General features: G+C 60.2%; 18 protein-coding genes and 9 tRNA genes. 10 read left to right on the forward strand and 17 right to left on the reverse strand.

The window, feature by feature from the left end; all coding sequences use genetic code 11:
- Window positions 1-261: 261 nt before the first annotated feature.
- Entirely contained in the window at window positions 262-2,094 is a 1,833-nt protein-coding gene (locus AB7E19_RS17540; RefSeq protein ID WP_427936074.1) for an SLC13 family permease, read from the forward strand.
- Between the two features lie 244 nt (window positions 2,095-2,338).
- Here the strand turns inward: AB7E19_RS17540 and AB7E19_RS17545 are convergent.
- The 14 genes from AB7E19_RS17545 to lolB form a co-directional block, all read right to left on the reverse strand.
- A tRNA-Leu gene (locus AB7E19_RS17545) sits at window positions 2,339-2,422 on the reverse strand.
- Between the two features lie 8 nt (window positions 2,423-2,430).
- Window positions 2,431-2,507 (reverse strand) — tRNA-Met (locus tag AB7E19_RS17550).
- Between the two features lie 36 nt (window positions 2,508-2,543).
- Window positions 2,544-2,618, reverse strand: a tRNA-Gln gene (locus AB7E19_RS17555).
- A 46-nt stretch (window positions 2,619-2,664) separates the two neighbouring features.
- Window positions 2,665-2,741: transfer RNA gene (locus AB7E19_RS17560), tRNA-Met, on the reverse strand.
- Between the two features lie 39 nt (window positions 2,742-2,780).
- Window positions 2,781-2,855, reverse strand: a tRNA-Gln gene (locus AB7E19_RS17565).
- A gap of 41 nt (window positions 2,856-2,896) precedes the next feature.
- A tRNA-Gln gene (locus tag AB7E19_RS17570) sits at window positions 2,897-2,971 on the reverse strand.
- Window positions 2,972-3,013: 42 nt separating this feature from the next.
- Window positions 3,014-3,088, reverse strand: a tRNA-Gln gene (locus AB7E19_RS17575).
- 8 nt (window positions 3,089-3,096) lie between these two features.
- A tRNA-Met gene (locus AB7E19_RS17580) sits at window positions 3,097-3,173 on the reverse strand.
- Window positions 3,174-3,408: 235 nt separating this feature from the next.
- Entirely contained in the window at window positions 3,409-4,500 is a 1,092-nt protein-coding gene (gene ychF, locus AB7E19_RS17585; RefSeq protein ID WP_010673843.1) for a redox-regulated ATPase YchF, read from the reverse strand.
- Window positions 4,501-4,632: 132 nt separating this feature from the next.
- Window positions 4,633-5,229 carry an aminoacyl-tRNA hydrolase gene (pth, locus tag AB7E19_RS17590; protein ID WP_041215615.1) on the reverse strand — a complete coding sequence of 199 codons (597 nt, stop codon included), beginning with the start codon at window positions 5,227-5,229 and terminating at the stop codon, window positions 4,633-4,635.
- A gap of 248 nt (window positions 5,230-5,477) precedes the next feature.
- Window positions 5,478-6,425 carry a ribose-phosphate pyrophosphokinase gene (locus AB7E19_RS17595; RefSeq protein ID WP_010673845.1) on the reverse strand — a complete coding sequence of 316 codons (948 nt, stop codon included), beginning with the start codon at window positions 6,423-6,425 and terminating at the stop codon, window positions 5,478-5,480.
- A gap of 239 nt (window positions 6,426-6,664) precedes the next feature.
- A tRNA-Gln gene (locus AB7E19_RS17600) sits at window positions 6,665-6,739 on the reverse strand.
- Window positions 6,719-7,597 (reverse strand): 4-(cytidine 5'-diphospho)-2-C-methyl-D-erythritol kinase, encoded by an 879-nt coding sequence (gene ispE / locus AB7E19_RS17605; protein ID WP_103244666.1) that lies wholly within the window; start codon window positions 7,595-7,597, stop codon window positions 6,719-6,721. Before ispE ends, AB7E19_RS17600 begins: the two co-directional genes overlap by 21 nt.
- On the reverse strand, window positions 7,597-8,175 hold the full coding sequence (gene lolB / locus AB7E19_RS17610) for a lipoprotein insertase outer membrane protein LolB (protein WP_039039599.1): 579 nt from the start codon (window positions 8,173-8,175) through the stop codon (window positions 7,597-7,599). Before lolB ends, ispE begins: the two co-directional genes overlap by 1 nt.
- Before the next feature lie 125 nt (window positions 8,176-8,300).
- Between lolB and hemA the strand changes: the two genes are divergently transcribed.
- The 7 genes from hemA to AB7E19_RS17645 all read left to right on the forward strand — a co-directional run bounded on the left by hemA (window position 8,301) and on the right by AB7E19_RS17645 (window position 15,208).
- On the forward strand, window positions 8,301-9,560 hold the full coding sequence (hemA, locus tag AB7E19_RS17615) for a glutamyl-tRNA reductase (protein ID WP_041212583.1): 1,260 nt from the start codon (window positions 8,301-8,303) through the stop codon (window positions 9,558-9,560).
- 50 nt (window positions 9,561-9,610) lie between these two features.
- Window positions 9,611-10,699, forward strand: a complete 1,089-nt coding sequence (prfA, locus tag AB7E19_RS17620; protein ID WP_045525559.1) for a peptide chain release factor 1 — start codon at window positions 9,611-9,613, stop codon at window positions 10,697-10,699.
- Window positions 10,699-11,532 carry a peptide chain release factor N(5)-glutamine methyltransferase gene (gene prmC, locus AB7E19_RS17625; protein WP_427936078.1) on the forward strand — a complete coding sequence of 278 codons (834 nt, stop codon included), beginning with the start codon at window positions 10,699-10,701 and terminating at the stop codon, window positions 11,530-11,532. The genes prfA and prmC overlap by 1 nt, the downstream gene beginning before the upstream one ends.
- Window positions 11,533-11,573: 41 nt before the next feature.
- A complete protein-coding gene (locus AB7E19_RS17630) occupies window positions 11,574-11,957 on the forward strand; it encodes a SirB2 family protein (protein ID WP_319884319.1) in 384 nt (127 codons plus the stop codon).
- Between the two features lie 11 nt (window positions 11,958-11,968).
- Window positions 11,969-12,769, forward strand: coding sequence for a SirB1 family protein (locus AB7E19_RS17635; protein ID WP_041212584.1), 801 nt, complete (start codon window positions 11,969-11,971; stop codon window positions 12,767-12,769).
- Between the two features lie 11 nt (window positions 12,770-12,780).
- Window positions 12,781-13,635, forward strand: a complete 855-nt coding sequence (gene kdsA, locus AB7E19_RS17640; protein ID WP_039039605.1) for a 3-deoxy-8-phosphooctulonate synthase — start codon at window positions 12,781-12,783, stop codon at window positions 13,633-13,635.
- Window positions 13,636-13,924: 289 nt separating this feature from the next.
- Window positions 13,925-15,208 (forward strand): dicarboxylate/amino acid:cation symporter, encoded by a 1,284-nt coding sequence (locus tag AB7E19_RS17645; protein WP_041212586.1) that lies wholly within the window; start codon window positions 13,925-13,927, stop codon window positions 15,206-15,208.
- 79 nt (window positions 15,209-15,287) lie between these two features.
- Here AB7E19_RS17645 and grcA read toward each other — a convergent pair whose 3' ends face one another.
- Complete coding sequence (gene grcA / locus AB7E19_RS17650; protein ID WP_010673855.1) at window positions 15,288-15,668, reverse strand: autonomous glycyl radical cofactor GrcA; 381 nt, start codon at window positions 15,666-15,668, stop codon at window positions 15,288-15,290.
- Between the two features lie 614 nt (window positions 15,669-16,282).
- Here grcA and ung point away from each other — a divergent pair.
- Both ung and AB7E19_RS17660 read left to right on the forward strand, forming a co-directional pair.
- Window positions 16,283-16,963 carry a uracil-DNA glycosylase gene (gene ung / locus AB7E19_RS17655; RefSeq protein ID WP_324033269.1) on the forward strand — a complete coding sequence of 227 codons (681 nt, stop codon included), beginning with the start codon at window positions 16,283-16,285 and terminating at the stop codon, window positions 16,961-16,963.
- A 160-nt stretch (window positions 16,964-17,123) separates the two neighbouring features.
- Complete coding sequence (locus AB7E19_RS17660) at window positions 17,124-17,669, forward strand: hemerythrin domain-containing protein (protein WP_041212588.1); 546 nt, start codon at window positions 17,124-17,126, stop codon at window positions 17,667-17,669.
- 96 nt (window positions 17,670-17,765) lie between these two features.
- On the opposite strand, the gene AB7E19_RS17665 is transcribed toward AB7E19_RS17660, so the two are convergent.
- Together AB7E19_RS17665 and tal are read right to left on the reverse strand one after the other, a co-directional pair.
- Window positions 17,766-17,945 carry a DUF3545 family protein gene (locus AB7E19_RS17665; protein WP_010673858.1) on the reverse strand — a complete coding sequence of 60 codons (180 nt, stop codon included), beginning with the start codon at window positions 17,943-17,945 and terminating at the stop codon, window positions 17,766-17,768.
- A gap of 180 nt (window positions 17,946-18,125) precedes the next feature.
- Entirely contained in the window at window positions 18,126-19,076 is a 951-nt protein-coding gene (gene tal, locus AB7E19_RS17670; RefSeq protein ID WP_010673859.1) for a transaldolase, read from the reverse strand.
- Between the last annotated feature and the right edge of the window lie 443 nt (window positions 19,077-19,519).

Genomic DNA, 19,519 nt, shown 5'->3' on the forward strand with positions numbered 1-19,519 from the left:
GAAGGGCAAGGGGTGAGAGGGCGGCTCAGGCCGCGGCGGGCCCATTTTAGGAGGGGCGGGGGGAGCGTGCAGCACTTTTTACCCCGACATGTGAAGGGCGACCGACTGCGTTCACGGACCGGTAAAATGGCCGCAACTGAACCTGAATGTGAGATGATGCGGTCTCCTCTTTCTTGATATGTAACAAATCAGGGGGACGGGCTCTGTGGTCTGATGGCGTCCGGGGCCGGCCGTGGTTGACGTTGAACAAAAGGAGCAAGTGTGAATTCCGAGTTGATCTGGGTGCTCAGCATGCTGGTGGGTGCCATTCTCCTGTTTATTACCAACAAGGTGCGCATGGACGTGGTCGCCTTGTTGATCATCATCCTGTTCGTGTTGAGCGGCACCCTGACCCTGCCGCAGGCGTTGGCAGGGTTCAGTGATCCCAACGTCATTCTGATTGCCGCCCTGTTCGTGGTGGGGGAGGGGCTGGTGCGTACCGGCATCGCCTATCAGGTGGGAGATGCCCTGGTGAAGGTGGCCGGCAGCAGCGAAACCCGCATGCTGGTGCTGCTGATGGTGGCGGTGGCGACCCTGGGGGCCGTGATGAGTTCGACCGGGGTGGTGGCCATCTTCATCCCCGTGGTGCTGAGCGTGGCGAACCGGATGGGGATCCCGGCGGGCAGACTGATGATGCCGCTCGGCTTTGCCGGCCTTATCAGCGGCATGATGACGCTGGTGGCAACCCCTCCCAACATGGTGGTGAACAGTGAACTGATGCGCCACGACATCCAGGGGTTCGGCTTCTTCGGCTTCACTCCCATGGGTGTCATCATTCTGGGGATGGGGATCCTCTACATGCTGCTGATGCGCAACCGTCTGGTGCGTGAAGGGGAAGAGGGCAAGGGCAAGCAGATGGGACGCAGCACCATGCGGGATCTCATCCGTGACTACCGGCTGGCGGGGCGAGCACGCCGACTGGCGATCCGGCCCGACTCCCCCCTGATCGGCCAGACCCTCGACGAGCTGCAATTGCGTGCCCGCTTCGGTGCCAATGTCATCGGGATGGAGCGCTGGCGCAAGTTCAGGCGGGTGATGGTCAGTGTCACCGGGGTGACCGAGTTCCAGGCCAAGGACGTGCTGCTCATCGACATGTCGGATCCCGAGGTGGATGTGCGGGAGTTTTGCAGCGAGGCGCGGCTCGAGCCCATGATATTGCGCGGGGAGTATTTCTCCGACCAGGCGCGGGAGGTGGGCATGGCGGAGGTCTCCCTCATCCCCGGCTCCCGGCTGCTCGGCAAGAGCATCCGCGAGGTGACCTTCCGTTCCCGTTACGGTCTGAGCGTGGTGGGGATCCGCCGGGATGGAGAGGCGCTGACCGGAAAGCTGGTGGACGAGGCGCTGCAGATGGGGGATACCCTGCTGGTGGTGGGGAACTGGAGCCTCATTCGTCAGTTGCAGACCCATCATCGCGATTTTCTGCTGCTGGGCCTGCCTGCGGAAGTGGACGAGATGGCGCCGGCCCGCAGCCAGGCCATCCACGCCCTGATTGCCCTCGGGGTCATGATAGTGCTGATGGTGACGGATCCCGTGCCCAACGTCATCGCGGCGCTCATCGCCTGCCTGCTGATGGGCAAGTTCCGCTGCATCGATCTGGAGAGCGCCTACAAGTCCATCCACTGGCCGACCCTGATCCTCATCGTGGGTATGCTGCCCTTTGCCCTTGCATTGCAGCAGACCGGCGGGGTGGATCTCATCGTCGGCGCGCTCATCTCGGCGGTGGGGGAAATGGGCCCCAGTGTGATGCTGGCCAGCCTCTTCGCGCTCTGTGCCGTCATCGGGCTCTTCATCTCCAACACGGCAACGGCGGTGCTGATGGCGCCCATCGCGCTGGGGACGGCCCATCAGATGGGGGTCTCGCCTTATCCCTTTGCCATGACCATCGCCATCGCCGCCTCGGCAGCCTTCATGACGCCTGTCTCGTCGCCGGTCAACACCCTGGTGCTGGGCCCGGGCAACTACAAGTTCATGGACTTCGTGCGCATTGGCGTGCCCTTCACCTTGCTGGTGATGGTGGTGAGCGTCATCGCCATCCCCTGGTTCTTCCCGTTCTGACGACAGCAAACGATATGGCGGCCTGCGGGCCGCCTTTTTATTGCCCGCAGCGCTCTGCGAGATGAAAAGGGCGGCATCACGCCGGAGCAGGGCATTGCGCCGTCGCAGAGGAGAACACAAGGCTTAGCCGTTGATACATGAGGTGGCGTTGCAGGCGCGCGATGGTATGGAGAGGGGAAGAAGAGCGGCAAACGCCGGATACAAAAAAACCAGCCTGAGCTGGTCTGTTTGGTACTGCTTTCGATGGTGCGGAAGGAGAGACTCGAACTCTCACGCCTAGGGCGCCAGAACCTAAATCTGGTGCGTCTACCAATTTCGCCACTTCCGCAAGAATAATGGTGGCTATGACGGGATTCGAACCTGTGACCCCCGCATTATGAGTGCGATGCTCTAACCAACTGAGCTACATAGCCGTCTTGTGCACGACTTGCGTCGAATACAAGCAAAAATGGCTGGGGCACTAGGATTCGAACCTAGGTATGGCGAGATCAAAACCCGCTGCCTTACCGCTTGGCGATGCCCCAACAGTGTTCTTTGCAATCGGATGATTGAAGGAACGTTTTTTAAACATGGTGGCTATGACGGGATTCGAACCTGTGACCCCCGCATTATGAGTGCGATGCTCTAACCAACTGAGCTACATAGCCGTTTGTTGTCAACCACAAACGTGGAAGAGAACAGAAAAATGGCTGGGGTACTAGGATTCGAACCTAGGGATGGCGAGATCAAAACCCGCTGCCTTACCGCTTGGCGATACCCCAACAGCGATGCCTGACAGAGACTATCAAGCATCATTCAAAAATGGCTGGGGTACTAGGATTCGAACCTAGGGATGGCGAGATCAAAACCCGCTGCCTTACCGCTTGGCGATACCCCAACGACGATGCCTGACAGAGACCATCAAACATCATTCAAAAAATGGCTGGGGTACTAGGATTCGAACCTAGGGATGGCGAGATCAAAACCCGCTGCCTTACCGCTTGGCGATACCCCAACTAGAGATGGTGGCTATGACGGGATTCGAACCTGTGACCCCCGCATTATGAGTGCGATGCTCTAACCAACTGAGCTACATAGCCAACCGTGCTTCCAGTGAGTCGTTGCCTCGTCACTGTGCGGCCGGAATTATGCGTATCTGGCTCTGGGGCGTCAACCCTTTTTTTGTTTGAAAAAACGAATTTGGGTGCGTTTGGCGAGTTATTGGCCGCTGTCGTGCAAAAGCCCAACAATCTGGTTTTTTTTACGACATTCGCACCCAGATCGCGCCTCTGGCCAGATAAAAAAGAGGCCAGCAAATGCTGGCCTCTCATGGGGTTAGACGTTGAACAGGAAGTTCATGATATCGCCATCCTTGACGATGTAGTCTTTCCCTTCCGCGCGCATCTTGCCTGCTTCCTTGGCGCCTTGCTCACCCTTGTAGGTGATAAAGTCGTCGAAGGCGATGGTCTGGGCGCGAATAAAGCCTTTTTCGAAGTCGGTGTGGATCTTGCCAGCGGCCTGCGGGGCGGTGGCACCTACGGGAATGGTCCAGGCGCGCACTTCTTTCACACCGGCGGTGAAGTAGGTCTGCAACTTGAGCAGCTCGTATCCGGAGCGGATCACCCGGTTCAGGCCCGGCTCCTCGATGCCCAGATCCGCCATGAACTCGGCGCGGTCTTCGTCGTCCAGCTCGGCGATGTCCGCCTCGATGGCGCAGCAGACGACCACGACAACGGCGTTCTCGGCGGCGGCTATCTCACGGACCTGATCCAGGTAGGGGTTATTCTCGAAGCCATCTTCCGCCACGTTGGCGATGTACATGGTGGGTTTGAGGGTCAGGAAGTTGAGGTGGCTGACGGCGTCCAGCTCATCCTTGTCCAGCTTCATGCCGCGGATCATCTGGCCGTTTTCCAGGGCAACCTTGATCTTCTCCAGCACTTCCACTTCAAGCTTGGCATCCTTGTCGCCGCCCTTGGCACGCTTGGACTGGCGATTGATGGCGCGCTCGCAGGCATCCAGGTCGGAGAGGGCCAGCTCGGTGTTGATCACCTCGATGTCGTCGGCCGGGGAGACCTTGCCCGCCACGTGGACGATGTTCTCGTCCTCGAAGCAGCGCACCACGTGACCGATGGCTTCGGTTTCACGGATGTTGGCCAGGAACTGGTTGCCCAGGCCTTCGCCCTTGGAGGCACCGGCCACCAGGCCGGCGATGTCCACGAACTCCATGGTGGTCGGCACGACACGCTGCGGATTGATGATGGCCGCCAGCTGGTCGAGGCGGGGATCCGGCATGGGGACCACACCCGTGTTCGGCTCAATGGTGCAGAACGGGAAGTTGGCGGCTTCGATGCCGGCCTTGGTCAGCGCATTGAACAGGGTGGATTTGCCTACATTGGGCAGGCCCACGATACCGCATTTAAAACCCATGGATTGTTACCTTGTTGATGGATGCTTCAAGGGGCCGCGCGGGCGGCCCGTGTCGTGTTGCTTGACCCCGAGGCGAGGGATCTCGCCAGGGGGCCGGTCATCTTGAACTGCCTGGCGATGCAGGCTGAAGGCCTAGACTTTCTCGGCCTTGAAACTGTGCAGGCGATTCATGGCCTTGGTCATGTCCTGCTTGAACAGGATGTCGGTGGCGCGCAGGGATTCGTCCAGCGCGGCCTCGATCAGACTCTGCTCACTGCTGGGCGCCTTGGTCAGCACGAAACCGGCGACCAGCTCCTTGGCGCCCGGATGGCCGATGCCAAGGCGCAGCCGGAAGAAGTTATTGTTGTTGCCCATCCTGGCGATGATGTCCTTGAGGCCGTTATGGCCGCCGTGACCGCCCCCTTGCTTGAACTTGGCGATGCCGGGAGGCAGGTCCAGCTCGTCGTGGGCCACCAGGATCTCCTCCGGGGCGATCTGGTAGAAGCGCGCGAGCGCCGCCACGGCCTTGCCGGAGAGATTCATGTAGGTGTTCGGGATGAGCAGCCGCACATCCTGCCCGTCCACCAGGAAGCGGGCGGTGTGGCCGAAGAACTTGGGCTCTTCGCGCAGGCTGACATTGTGCCAGCGTGCCAGTTGCTCCACATACCAGGCGCCCGCATTGTGGCGGGTCTTGGCATATTCGGGGCCGGGATTACCCAGCCCGACAATCAGTTTGATTTGACTTGTCACGCTTGATGTCTTCACTCGCTACTTGCCATGGGCGGATGACCCGGGGCAATGGGACGCAATATTCTAGCCGCCGAGTGGCGATCACTCAACCAAAGTGCGGCAAGGTCGGGGAAAAGCCGGACAGAAGGGCTCGGGTGGGGTGGCTCGTCCGAGGTTTTCGTCTCTTGCCGAGTGGAGGCTGGCGGCTGGCGCCAGGCACCCAAAAAACAAAAACCGCCATTCGGCGGTTTTTGTCACAACAGGGTCTATCAATGCTCGAACATGGCAGAGATGGACTCTTCGTTGCTGATGCGGCGAATCGCTTCGGCCAGCACGGAGGAGAGGGTCAGCTGCTTGACCTTGCCGACTGCCTTCATCTCCGGGGTGAGCGGGATGGAGTCGGTGATGATCAGCTCGTCGATGACCGAATTCTTGATGTTTTCAACGGCGGTGCCGGAGAAGACAGGGTGGGTCGCATAGGCGAACACGCGCTTGGCACCACGCTCTTTCAGCGCTTCGGCCGCCTTGCACAGGGTGCCGCCGGTGTCGATCATGTCGTCGACGATGACGCAGTCACGACCGGCCACGTCGCCGATAAGGTGCATGACCTGGGAGACGTTCGGACGGGGACGACGCTTGTCGATGATGGCGATGTCGGTGTCGTCCAGCAGCTTGGCGATGGCACGGGCACGGACCACGCCGCCGATGTCCGGTGACACGACCACGGGGGATTCGAGGTTCTTGGCCTTCATGTCTTCCAGCAGCACCGGGCTGCCGAACACGTTGTCGACGGGGACGTCGAAGAAGCCCTGGATCTGCTCGGCATGCAGGTCAACGGTCAGCACACGGTCCACACCCACGCTGGAGAGGAAGTCGGCGACGACCTTGGCGGTGATGGGCACACGGGCGGAGCGGACGCGGCGGTCCTGACGGGCATAGCCAAAGTAGGGGATAACGGCAGTGATACGGCCAGCTGAAGCACGACGCAGTGCATCCACCATGACGATCAATTCCATCAAATTGTCGTTGGTCGGGGCACAGGTGGATTGAATGATGAAGATATCGCCACCGCGTACATTCTCGTTGATCTGTACGCTGATCTCGCCGTCGCTAAAGCGACCTACGGCAGCATTGCCGAGTTTGATAAACAGGCGATCTGCGATCTTCTGGGCTAGTTCCGGCGTTGCGTTACCAGCAAACAGCTTCATGTCAGGCACGGTTTGAAACCTCGGGGTTGCATCCAGTATGTGGGGAGTCTGATTTTAGACCCGTATCGTTTGGGGGCAAACGATTTAGCAAGATGACGGACAAGGTCTCTGGGCGATGTCGAGGATGGCGTCTCATCACCCGCAGGGTGGGTGGACGGGAATCCACCTTGAGCGCCATCGCGTCAGATTGGCCCAAGACACATCGACGAGGTCAACACCTCCCGATACGGCCTCAACAAGGAGAGAGTTGGCTGGGGTACTAGGATTCGAACCTAGGAATGGCGAGATCAAAACCCGCTGCCTTACCGCTTGGCGATACCCCAATCACTCACTTGTTGCAAAGTGACGAAGAGTGGTGATATGTTCTCGCCCTTGGCGACAAACCCATCCCAGCCTTCCGGCACTCTTGCCAACACCTTCCGAGCAGCCATTTCGTCTTCAAATCGAGCAAAGACGCAGGCGCCAGTGCCCGTCATTCTTGACGGCGCGTATTCTAGCAACCAGCCGAGCGCATTGGCAACCTCGGGGTGGCGCTTTTTCACCAGCAGCTCGCAATCGTTTTTCCACTCTCCTGCCAGCAGATTGTCCAGGGTCATCTTGGGGGTGTTGCGGGGCAGGTCGGGATCCTGGAACACGGCGGCGGTGGCCACATGGCAATCCGGCTTGAGTACCAGGTACCAGGCATCCGGCACCTCGATCTGTTGCAACCGCTCCCCCACGCCTTCGGCGAAGGCGGCCTTGCCCCGCACGAACACCGGCACGTCGGCGCCCAACTGCACGCCGAGCTCGGCCAGCTCGTCTTCACTCAAGCCGGCTTGCCAGAGGTGGTTCAAGGCCACGAGGGTGGTGGCCGCGTCCGACGAGCCGCCCCCGATGCCACCGCCCATGGGCAGTACCTTCTCCAGCCGGATATGGGCTCCCTGCGGACTGGCCAACCGGCTCTGCAACAGTCGCGCAGCCCGGATGATGAGGTTCTGTTCATCGGGCACGCCGGGAATGGCCGGGCTCAAGGTGAGCTGGTCGCTGCCGGGGATCGGCTCGAATTCGAGCCAGTCGCCGTGGTTGAGGAAGATGAAGAGGGTCTGCAGTTCGTGGTAGCCATCGGGGCGGCGGCCATTGACGTGCAGGAAGAGGTTGAGCTTGGCCGGGGCGGGCCAGCGGATCGGCGCCTGGTCGTGCATCATGGTGCCAGGGTCCACTCGTTGATCTGCAGCTTGAGACGGCTCTCCTGCCCGGTCATGGTGAGCAGGTGGGGCAGGCGATAGCCGTCCTGATCCCGATAGTCCCCGTAGACGATCTGCCACTGGCCGTCGCGCACGCTGGCGAGGCTGGCATCGGGGTTGAGCTCGAATTCGGCCTGCCCCGGCAATCCCTTGATCCACTCAGGCAGCCCGGCCACCGGAATGTGCCAGCCGGTGAGCTGATAGACCAGGAGCTCGGCATCCTGGCTCTGGTGCTGTTTCCCGTCGTTGTCGAGCAGAGTCACCTCGCCGCCGGTGCGGGAGAGTTCCAGAATATGGGTGCCGATGAGGCTGGTGAGGTTGAGGCGATAGTCGTCGCCGTTTTGCTGCCAGTTGAGGCGGGCGCTGCCCTTCTGGCGGGCGGTGATGATGGCCATCTTGCCCGACAACTGCCAGTGTGTGAGGCGTTCGAGGCGGGCGCGCTCCTGCTGCCAGTTGACCTGATCCCGCTGGGGTTGGGTGGTGGTACAGCCCGCCAGCACCAGCAGGCAGGCGAGGGAGAAGATACGCAACAACAAGGTGGAGCTCCGCAGATGAGGTTTGCGACAGTATAAGGGGCGGCCGTATTGCTTTTAAAGACTTACCCTTTCTCGTACAATTGTCGGCCTCTACACCCTGTGCATGAAACGATCATCACCCACCCATGAGTCTGCTTGCCCTCGGAATCAACCACAACACCGCCAGTGTCGCCTTGCGGGAGCGGGTCGCCTTTGGCCCGGACCGCATCGATCGCGCCCTGCGTGAGCTGGTGGAGCAGCCTGGCGTCAGCGAGGCGGTGATCGTCTCCACCTGCAACCGCACCGAGCTCTATTGCAGCCTGGAGCAGGGGCAGGGGGAGCAGGTGCTGAACTGGTTGCAGCGGTTCCACGCGCTGGAGGCGAGCGAGGTGCTCTCCGCCATCTACCGGCACCAGGACGAGGAAGCGGTGCGACACCTGATGCGGGTGGCCTGCGGCCTCGACTCCCTGGTGCTCGGGGAGCCGCAGATCCTGGGGCAGATCAAGCAATCCTACGCCCACGCCCAGCAGGCGGATGCGGTGAAAGGATCCCTGGAGCGCCTGTTCCAGAAATCCTTCTCGGTGGCCAAACGGGTGCGCACTGACACCGAGATCGGCGCCAGCGCGGTGTCGGTGGCCTTCGCCGCCGTGAGCTTGGCCCGCCGTATCTTCTCCGATCTCTCCCAGACCAAAGTGCTGCTGGTGGGCGCCGGCGAAACCATCGAACTGGTGGCCCGCCATCTGCGCGAGCAGAGCGTGACCCGGATGATGGTGGCGAACCGCACCCTGCAACGGGCCCAGTTGCTGGCAGAGGAGTTCGGTGCCCAGGTAATGACCCTGGAGGAGATCCCGGACTACCTGCACGAGGCGGACATCGTCATCAGCTCCACGGCAAGCCCCCTGCCCATCATCGGCAAGGGCATGGTGGAGCGGGCGCTCAAGGCGCGTCGCTTCAAGCCCATGTTCCTGGTGGACATCGCCGTGCCCCGCGACATCGAAGCCGAGGTGGACGAGCTCTCCGATGCCTATCTCTACACGGTGGACGATCTGCAGGGCATCATCGAGCAGAACCTGGAGACCCGCAAGCGGGCGGCCGCCGAGGCGGAACTCATCGTGCAGGAAGAGCGCGACGAGTTCATGGGCTGGTATCGCAGCCAGCACTCGGTGGATCTCATTCGCGATTATCGCCATCAGTCACAGCAGGTCGCGGACGAAGAGTTGCAGCGGGCCCTGCTGGCCCTGCAACAGGGTGAAAATGCCGAGCAGGCGCTCAAGGCCATGGCCCATCGCCTCACCAACAAGCTGATCCACGCACCGACCCAGGCCCTGCGCCAGGCCGCCGCCCAGGGGGACAGCCACAAGCTGGCCCAACTGCGTCAGGTGCTGGGATTGTCACAAGAATCATAGTGTTGGGACGGCCCTTTGCCGTCCCGTCCTCCATCGAGAATCCAAGAGTCATGAACCCCTCATTGATCAGAAAGCTGGAAGGCCTCATCGAGCGCCATGAAGAAGTACAGGCCCTGCTCGGGGAGCCCGGGGTCGCCTCGGATCAGGACAGATACCGCGCCCTGACCCGGGAATACGCCCAGCTGGAAGATATCGTTCACGCCTTCCAGCGTTTCCGCCAGGCCGAAGAGAACCTCGAGACCACCCGGCTGATGCTGGAGGAAGAGGATGCCGAGCTGCGGGAGATGGCGCAGGAGGAACTGCCGCTCGCCAAGGCGACCTTCGAGGAGCAGGAGCAGGCGCTTCAGGTGATGCTGTTGCCGCGCGACCCCAAGGATGACAACAACTGCTATCTGGAAATCCGCGCCGGTGCCGGTGGCGACGAGGCGGCCATTTTCGCGGGGGATCTGTTCCGCATGTACTCCCGCTACGCCGAGCGTCAGGGGTGGCGTGTCTCCATCGTCAGCTGCAATGACGGCGAACACGGTGGCTACAAGGAGGTGATCGCTAAGGTGGACGGCGAGCACGTCTACGGCCGCCTCAAGTTCGAGTCCGGCGGCCACCGGGTGCAGCGAGTCCCCGAGACCGAATCCCAGGGCCGGGTGCACACCTCCGCCTGTACCGTGGCCGTGCTGCCGGAAGTGCCGGAAGCCGAGCAGGTGGAGATCAACCCCTCCGAGCTGAAGATCGACACCTTCCGCGCCTCCGGTGCCGGCGGCCAGCACGTCAACAAGACCGACTCCGCCATCCGCATCACCCACCTGCCCACCGGGCTGGTGGTGGAGTGCCAGGACGAGCGCTCCCAGCACAAGAACCGTGCCAAGGCGATGTCGGTGCTCTCCGCTCGCCTGCAGGCGGCCGAGGACGAACGCCACCGCGCCGCCGAGCAGAGTACCCGCCGCAACCTGGTGGGCTCCGGGGATCGCTCCGAGCGCATCCGCACCTACAACTATCCCCAGGGGCGTCTCTCCGAGCACCGGATCAACCTCACCCTCTATCGTCTGGGCGAAATCCTGGAAGGGGATCTGGACTGCGTGATCACCCCCCTGGTGCAGGAGTATCAGGCGGATCAGCTCGCCTCCCTGGCCGAGAGCAACTGATGCAGATCCAGCAGGCTCGTGCCCATATCATGGCGACCCTGGCCTCCGGGGAATCCCCCCGTGCCGACGCCGATGCCCTGCTCTGTCATCTGCTGGATTGCCGGCGCAGCTATCTGATGACCTGGCCGGAGCACGAGCTCGATGCCGCCCAGCAGGCGACCCTGGCGGGCTGGCTTGCCCGTCGCCTCAATGGAGAGCCCATTGCCCACCTCATCGGTGAGCGGGAGTTCTGGTCGCTGCCGCTGAAAGTGAGCCCGGCCACCCTGATCCCGCGCCCCGATACCGAGGTGCTGGTGGAACAGGCGCTGGCCCGCCTGCCGGGTGGCCCCTGCGCCCTGCTGGATCTGGGCACGGGCACCGGTGCCATCGCCCTTGCGCTCAAGTCTGAGCGACCGGATGCCGATGTATGGGCGGTGGACAGGATGCCGGCCGCGGCCGCGTTGGCCCGCACCAACAGCGCAGCCCTGAGGTTGCCCATCGAGGTGCGCGACGGCAGCTGGTTTGCGCCGCTCTCGGATGCACCGCGCTTTGCGATGATCGTCTCCAACCCGCCTTACATCGACGGGACGGACCCCCATCTTCACGAGGGGGACGTGCGCTTCGAGCCGCGCTCCGCCCTGGTGGCGGAGGAGCAGGGGCTGGCGGATATCCGCCTCATCGTCACCCAGGCGCCCGGCCATCTGGTGCCAGGTGGCTGGCTGTTGCTGGAACACGGCTGGGATCAGGGGGAGGCGGTGCGTCAACTCCTGCTGCAACAAGGCTACGTCCAGGTGGAAACCGTGCGCGATTACGGTGATAACGAGCGGGTGACCCTGGGGCGCCTGGCTCAGTGATATGACGGGCGGCCCGGTCTGCCCCTGTTCAAGGAAATCTTATGTATGTTGTTCTCAAGCATCTGCACCTCACCCTGATTGCCGGGGCCGTGCTGATGTTTATCCTGCGCTTTTACTGGTTGCAGACCGGCTCCACGCTGGCAGGGGGCGCCCGCACCCTCAAGATCAGCGGCTGGCTCAACGGCCTGGTGGTGCTCTCCGGTGTGCTGCTCTGCATGGTGCTGGGTCTCAACCCCCTCAACAACGCCATCCCCTGGCTGGCCGAGAAGCTGACATCCATCCTGGTGGTGGCCTTTCTGGCCATGATGGCGCTGCGTCTGGCCCGCAGCAACGGCATCCGCTGGTTTGCCTTCCTGGGCGCACTGGGGTGGATCTTCTTTATCGCCAAGCTTGCGGTGCAAAAGCAGGCCAGCCTGTTCGGCTAGGAAGGATGACGATGATACGTGTGGATGAGTGGACCGACTTCGAGGCTCACGATCTGGCCGAGCTGGCGCTGTCGGTGAGCGACGAGATCCGGGGCCATGGCGGCACGGGAGAGGCCGAGCTTGCCCGCCTCGATGCCTGGCTGGACGAGACGATTGCCGAGGGAGACTGCGACGAGGTGCGCCGTCAGCTGTTGCAGGGTTTCTACCAGACCCTGGGCTTTCGTGGCGACTGGCAGGATTACTTCTCGTCCGCCAACTGCGATCTGGACCAGGTGCTGGCAAGGCGCAAGGGGATCCCGGTCAGTCTCGGCATCCTCCTCATCCAGCTGGGTCGCAAGATAGGGCTGGATGTGGAGGGGATCTGCTTCCCCGGCCATTTCCTCCTGAGTTTTGCCGGTCTGGACGGGGAGGTCTATGTGGACCCCTTCAACGGTGATGAACTGAGCCGGCACCGCATCGAACTGCTGCTGCGCGGTGCCCTCGGCAACCTGGCGAGTCTGAGCGATGATCATCTGCAGCCATCGGGGCAGTGGGAGATCATCGAGCGCTTGCTCAATGTAAGCAAGGGCGCCCTGCTGCGCGAGGAGCGCATGACGGAGGCGTTGCGCTGCAGCGAGCTGCTGCTGCGCATGAAGCCCGGCGATCCGCTGGAGACGCGGGATCGGGGCTTCATCTATGAGCAACTCGATTGCCCGCGCTTTGCCGCCGACGATTTCGAATACTTTATTGAACAATGCCCTGATGATCCCGTGGCCGATGTGCTGAAAACCCAGCTGGCCACCCTGGACCTCAGTCCCAAGCCCCTCCATTAAGGATCCCTGAGATGGAACAGAAGAATATCAAGGTCAACCAGATCGACGTCGCCAACGACAAACCTTTCGTGCTGTTCGGCGGCATGAACGTGCTGGAATCCCGCGACATGGCGATGGCGGTGTGCGAGAAGTACGTGGAAGTGACCAGCAAGCTCGGCATCCCGTTCGTGTTCAAGGCGAGCTGGGACAAGGCCAACCGCTCCTCCATCCACTCCTATCGCGGCCCGGGTCTGGAAGAGGGGATGAAGATCTTCCAGGAGCTGAAAGCGACCTTCGGCATGCCGGTGATCTCCGATCTGCATGAGCCCCATCAGGCCAAACCGGTCGCCGAGGTGGTCGACGTCATCCAGCTGCCCGCCTTCCTGGCGCGCCAGACCGATCTGGTGGAGGCCATGGCCCGCACCGGCAACGTCATCAACATCAAGAAGCCGCAATTCCTGAGCCCAAGCCAGATGAAGAACATCACCGACAAGTTCGAGGAGTGTGGCAACGATCGCCTGATCCTCTGCGAGCGTGGTGCCAACTTCGGCTATGACAACCTGGTGGTGGACATGCTGGGTCTGGGCGTCATGAAGAAGAGCACCGGCGGCTATCCGGTCATCTTTGACGTCACCCACTCCCTGCAGTGCCGTGATCCCCTGGGAGCGGCCTCCGGCGGTCGCCGCGAGCAGGTGACCGAGCTAGCCCGTGCCGGCATGGCGGTGGGCCTCGCCGGTCTCTTTATCGAATCCCACCCGGATCCGAAAATTGCCCGCTGCGACGGCCCGAGCGCTCTGCCGCTGGAGAAGCTGGAAGGCTTCCTCAAGCAGATGAAGGCCATCGACGATCTCGTCAAGGGCTTCGAGCCCCTCGATACCTCCGCCTGATCGCGATTTCTACTATCAAAAATGCCCCGCCATGCGGGGCATTTTTATTTCCGTCATTTTCATTTGGTGCTCTTCGGCGTCCATTGCGACCATGTTTCCGTGGTGTTAATGATGTTAAATATATTGTGTGATTGATGTCTCTTATTTGCTTCTTATGACATGCAAAAGTAGCGACCGTCAGGATGGCAAAAAGGTATGAAGCGGGTGAGATAACCCTATTTCTCGCCGCAGACTGCTGCATGCGTTATTTGCTGTCAGTGGAGTCACACTTATTAACAGGACGTTGAACATGCACAAGAAAATTGTCAGTAGCCTCTATTTTCAGGTGATATTGGCAATCACCATCGGAATATGTCTGGGACATGTCTATCCGAGTCTGGGCGCAGATATGAAACCCCTTGGTGATGGCTTCGTTAAATTAATCAAGATGATCATCGCCCCCGTCATTTTCTGTACCGTGGTCACCGGCATTGCCGGCATGGAAAGCATGAAGGCGGTGGGCAAAACCGGTGCCATTGCGCTGATCTATTTTGAAGTGGTGAGCACCCTGGCCCTGATCATCGGTCTGTGCGTGGTCAACGTGCTGCAGCCCGGGGCCGGTATGAACGTGGATCCCTCCTCACTCGACGCCAGCGCCATCTCCGTCTATGCGGATCAGGCCCAGTCCCAGGGGATAATTCCCTTCCTGCTGGATGTGATACCGGCCAGCGTCATCGGTGCCTTTGCCGGCGGCAATATACTCCAGGTGTTGCTGTTTGCCGTCCTGTTCGGATTTTCCCTGCATCATATCGGGGAGAAGGGAAAACCCATCTTCAATATCATCGATGGTTTCTCCCAGGTTATTTTCGGCATCATCAACATGATCATGAAACTGGCGCCGATCGGGGCATTTGGTGCCATGGCTTTCACCATAGGGAAATACGGTATTGGTTCTTTGGTGCAGCTGGGGCAATTAATTGCAAGCTTCTACCTGACCTGCCTGCTGTTTATTTTCCTGGTGCTCGGCAGTATCGCCAAAGCCAATGGCTTCAGCATTGTGCGCTTTATTGCCTATATCCGGGAAGAGCTGTTGATCGTGCTCGGAACATCCTCGTCGGAATCCGTATTGCCGCGCATGCTGGTGAAAATGGAGGCGCTGGGCTGCAAGAAATCGGTGGTGGGTCTGGTGATCCCGACCGGTTACTCATTCAACCTGGACGGCACCTCCATCTATCTGACCATGGCCGCCGTCTTCATCGCCCAGGCGACCAACACCCCGCTGGACCTGTTCCATCAGCTCACCCTGCTGGTGGTGCTGCTTATCTCCTCCAAGGGGGCGGCCGGAGTCACGGGGAGTGGCTTCATCGTGCTGGCAGCCACCATCTCGGCGGTAGGGCATCTGCCGCTGGCCGGGCTGGCGCTGATCCTCGGGATTGATCGCTTCATGTCGGAGGCGCGCGCCCTGACCAACCTCATCGGCAACGGGGTGGCGACCCTGGTGGTGGCCCGTTACTGCGATCAGCTCGACGAGGCAACCATGCAGGATGCCCTGGCGAAACCCGTGGTGGCAAGGCCGGTGGACCTGCGAAGCTGAGCCAGGTTCCGGCGGTGATCATCACCCATGAAAAAACGGCCCGAGGGGGCCGTTTTTTTATCTCTTTACGCAGGGCGCCTTACAGGCTCTGGGTGAAGGTGCGGGTGACCACGTCACGCTGCTGCTCCGGGGTCAGGGCGTTGAAACGCACGGCGTAACCGGAGACGCGGATGGTGAGCTGCGGGTATTTTTCCGGGTTGGCGATGGCGTCTTCCAGGGTTTCGCGGCGCAGTACGTTGACGTTCAGGTGCTGACCCCCTTCGACCACAGGCTCTTGCTGAACCGGCAGTTCACGGTATTCGAATTGACCCAGGTCGGAGAGGCTGACTTCCTGATCGGCGGCAAAGCTGTCGCCCTTGGCGCAGATGCAGCGAGCCTGTTGTTTCTCTTCGTCCAGCAGCCAGAAAGAGTTCAGCAGAGCGGCGTTGGCGGACTGGGTGATTTGGATGCCCTTGATCATGGTATGACTCCTCATAGGAAAGCGGATTCAACGGTAAGCACATTACCCTGATGTTTTTAAACCACCTCTTGGAAGGAATGATTTAACGGGGCCTTGCCTTACACCTTTACTTCGTTGGGGCCATATATACCACGACGGTAATATTACGAAAATTGATCCAAATCAATAAAGCCCCATTTTGCGTGCATTGAAAGGGATTAAATCATTGAGTTGAATCAAAAACAGATCATTTTTCTGTTTTTGTAAGATATATGAATTATGCATTTTTTATTATTCATATCTAGTAATTTAACTACACCTTTAGGGTTTATTTCTGGCGTCAGCGAAAACCGGCCTGCCCATGAGGCCTGTCCGAAGAACGTCCTGTTATTCCTGTGTCAACGCAGCCTCGGTCATTGCCCGTGAACGCCGCCGCCACTTCCCAGGCTGGCCAGGCTGAGCCTGACCTCCATGCGGTTGCGTCTTGGGGGCGAGGACCCTATCCTGAGCCCCTTGCTCTATTGACCGAGGAGATAGCGGTGCCAAGCTGGACAGAAGGCGGGGAGTGGGGAGAGGGAGAGGCTGGCATGCCAGCCAGGATGGAAGGAGTGGATTCGCAACGAGAGGAGACGGGTGTGCTGACCTGGAAAGATGTGATTGGTTCGGAGAAAGAGCAGGCGTATTTCATGGACACCCTGGCCACCGTCAGGGCCGAGCGGGAGGCGGGCAAGGTGATCTATCCCCCGGCGACCGAGGTCTTCAATGCCTTCAAACTGACCGAGCTGGATGACGTCAAGGTGGTGATCCTGGGGCAGGATCCCTATCACGGCCCGGACCAGGCGCACGGCCTCTGTTTCTCCGTCTTGCCCGGAGTGCGCACGCCGCCGTCCCTCGTCAACATCTACAAGGAGATGCAGCGGGATCTGCCGGGTTTTGTCACACCCAATCACGGATTCCTGGAATCCTGGGCCAGACAGGGAGTGCTGCTGCTCAATACGGTGCTGACGGTCCAGGCGGGCCAGGCGCACTCTCACGCCCACCTGGGGTGGGAGACCTTTACCGATCGGGTCATCGAGCGGATCAATGCCCATTGCCAGGGAGTCGTCTTCCTGCTGTGGGGCGCTCATGCCCAGAAGAAAGGGCGCTTCATCGACCGGTCGCGCCACCATGTGCTGAGCGCCCCCCATCCCAGCCCGCTCTCTGCCCATCGCGGTTTCATCGGTTGCGGCCACTTCTCCGAGGCCAATCGCCTGCTGGTCCAGCAAGGACGCAGTCCCATCGACTGGCTCTCGGTCTGCGCCGATCCGGCGGCCTGACGCCGAAAATGCACAGGGGAAATGGTGCCCCCTGTGCCCCCTGTGGTGAGAGGCTGGTGCAGCCGCTGTCTGCATCCGACTTGATTGAGTGCAAAGTTCAGGCAATAAATGACCGTATACTCGAGACAGACGTTTTCTCATTTCAGTGCAAGGAGTGCCCATGTTATCCAGTCTGCATAAGGACCACCTCAACATCACCCGGTTGCTGACGCTGCTCAAGCAAAAGCTGGCGGCCATTCGCAATGAGCAGCCGGTGAGCTACTTCCTGCTGCGGGATGTGGTGGATTATCTGCGCGAGGTATCCGACAAGTACCACCACCCGAAGGAAGACATGATTTATGACTACTACCTGAAATACAGGGTGGTGGAGGGGGAGGTGGCCAACCGGCTGCACGAGGAGCACGCCCGTCTGCTGGATGCAGGGACCGAGCTCAAGGAGATGGTGGAGATGATCCTGATGGATGCGGTCATCCCGCTGGATCAGTTCGTGGCCCGTCTGGAGCAGTTCATCGAGCAGCAGGAGGCGCACATGAACTATGAGGAAGGGGTCATCTTCCCCCATCTGCGCGACTCCCTGACCGAGGATGACTGGCGTCATCTCGAACAGCTCTGGCAGAACCGGGCCATCAATGATCCCCTGTTCGGAGCGGAGGTAAGCCAGCACTTCCAGGCGCTGGCCAAACAGCTCTCGCTGCCTGCAGCCTGACAGGAGGTTCACCCATAAAAACAGCGCCCCGGTCAATCCGGGGCGCTGTTTTTATGGCTCCACTCGCTGGAGTGAAACATGGGCGACGTGGGCGTATCAGAGCTCCAGGTCGTCCGATCCTTCATAGGCGATGTCGATGGCCTGCAGCTCCTTTTGCAGGCGGTGCTTGTCTTTAAGCGCCTCAATCTCACGCCATTTGCGTTTTTTTCCCGTTGTCCCGCGGCTACGTGAACCCAGCTCAACGACCTCGTCAAAATCGAAGTTGAACATGTCCATGGCTCCCTCCTTGGTTTTATGATTTTCACCATCCGTATAACACGACGCCTTTGAAAATAAAACGTTTTTATGACGAAGTTGTGACAACCGGAAACAGGCACAAAAAAACCGGGCTGCCCTTTCGGGAGCCCGGTTTTTGCAGCGCCACTTCGCTCTGTGAGAGCCGTGTGGCGAGCGGCCTTACAGGTGGCTTGCCAGCATGGTTTCCAGCTTGCCCTGGTCGATGGCGAACAGGCGGATGCCTTCCCCCAGCTTCTCGACGGCCATGGCGTCCTGGTTCAGCTCCCAGCGGAATTCGGCTTCGGTCATCGGGGCCGGTTTGGCTGTGCGCTCGCCGGTGTAGTCCAGTTTGCGCACCACGGTGCCTTCGGCCTTGCTCAGCTCTTCCAGCAAAGCGGGGCCAATGGTCAGGCGGTCGCAGCCGGCCAGTTCCAGGATTTCGCCGGTGTTGCGGAAGCTCGCGCCCATGACCACGGTCGGGTAGTCGTGCTGCTTGTAGTAGTTGTAGATGGCGGTGACGGAGACCACGCCCGGATCTTCACTGGCGGTGTAATCACGGCCGTTCTTGGCCTTGTACCAGTCGAGGATGCGGCCCACGAACGGGGAGATGAGGAAGGCACCGGCTTCGGCACAGGCACGAGCCTGGGCGAAGGAGAACAGCAGGGTCAGGTTGCACTGGATACCCTCTTTCTCCAGCACCTCGGCGGCACGGATGCCTTCCCAGGTGGAGGCCAGCTTGATCAGGATGCGATCATTGCTGATACCGGCTTCGTTGTAGAGGCGGATCAGCTTGCGGGCCTTGGCGATGCTGGCGTCGGTGTCGAAGGAGAGGCGGGCGTCCACTTCGGTGGAGATGCGGCCCGGGACGATTTTCAGCACTTCGAGGCCGATGTTGACCGCCAGCTTGTCGCCTGCGTCGATGATTTGCTGTGCCTTGTCCTGGCTCTGGGATTTGGCCCAGGCAATGGCGTCCTGGATCAGGGCTGCGTACTCGGGGATCTCGGAGGCCTTGAGTACCAGAGAGGGGTTGGTGGTGGCATCGATGGGCTGGTAGCGCTTGATGGCTTCGATGTCGCCGGTATCGGCAACCACTGTGGTCAGGGCTTTCAGCTGGGTCAATTTATCGGCCATGGCAAATATCATCTCTTTATGAGGGAGCAATCCCAGGGTGGCGGGCATGAGACGGCAGTTCTGAAATTAAATTACAAGATCCCGGCGGCTCAGGCTCAGAAAGGGGCGATGGGCAGGCCCCATCGTCATTGCCTGCCTAATTAATACGGATGTGGCGCATCCTGCAATAGGGGGGCTTGTATGCGAATCAGCCAGGTGGTGAAAGCGGTACCGGCTGTCGGGTGAAAGTGTTTGATAAAAAACGAGTTTTATTAATGGTGTGGCGGCTGGCTCCGACATGGAAAAGCGCAATTATTTTGGTGGATTCATGAATTTGTGCGGGAGGTCACATAAATAGTTCTGTCAGCTACTTGAAATTTAATTACGTGTAAAACGTTTTGCGTTACAACCCCTTGCCGATGAGGCATGAGAGGCAAACGCTTGTCTCCCTGATGTCGTTTCAC

The sequence above is a fragment of the Aeromonas sp. genome (assembly GCF_050252055.1).
Taxonomy (GTDB): Bacteria; Pseudomonadota; Gammaproteobacteria; order Enterobacterales; family Aeromonadaceae; genus Aeromonas; species Aeromonas caviae.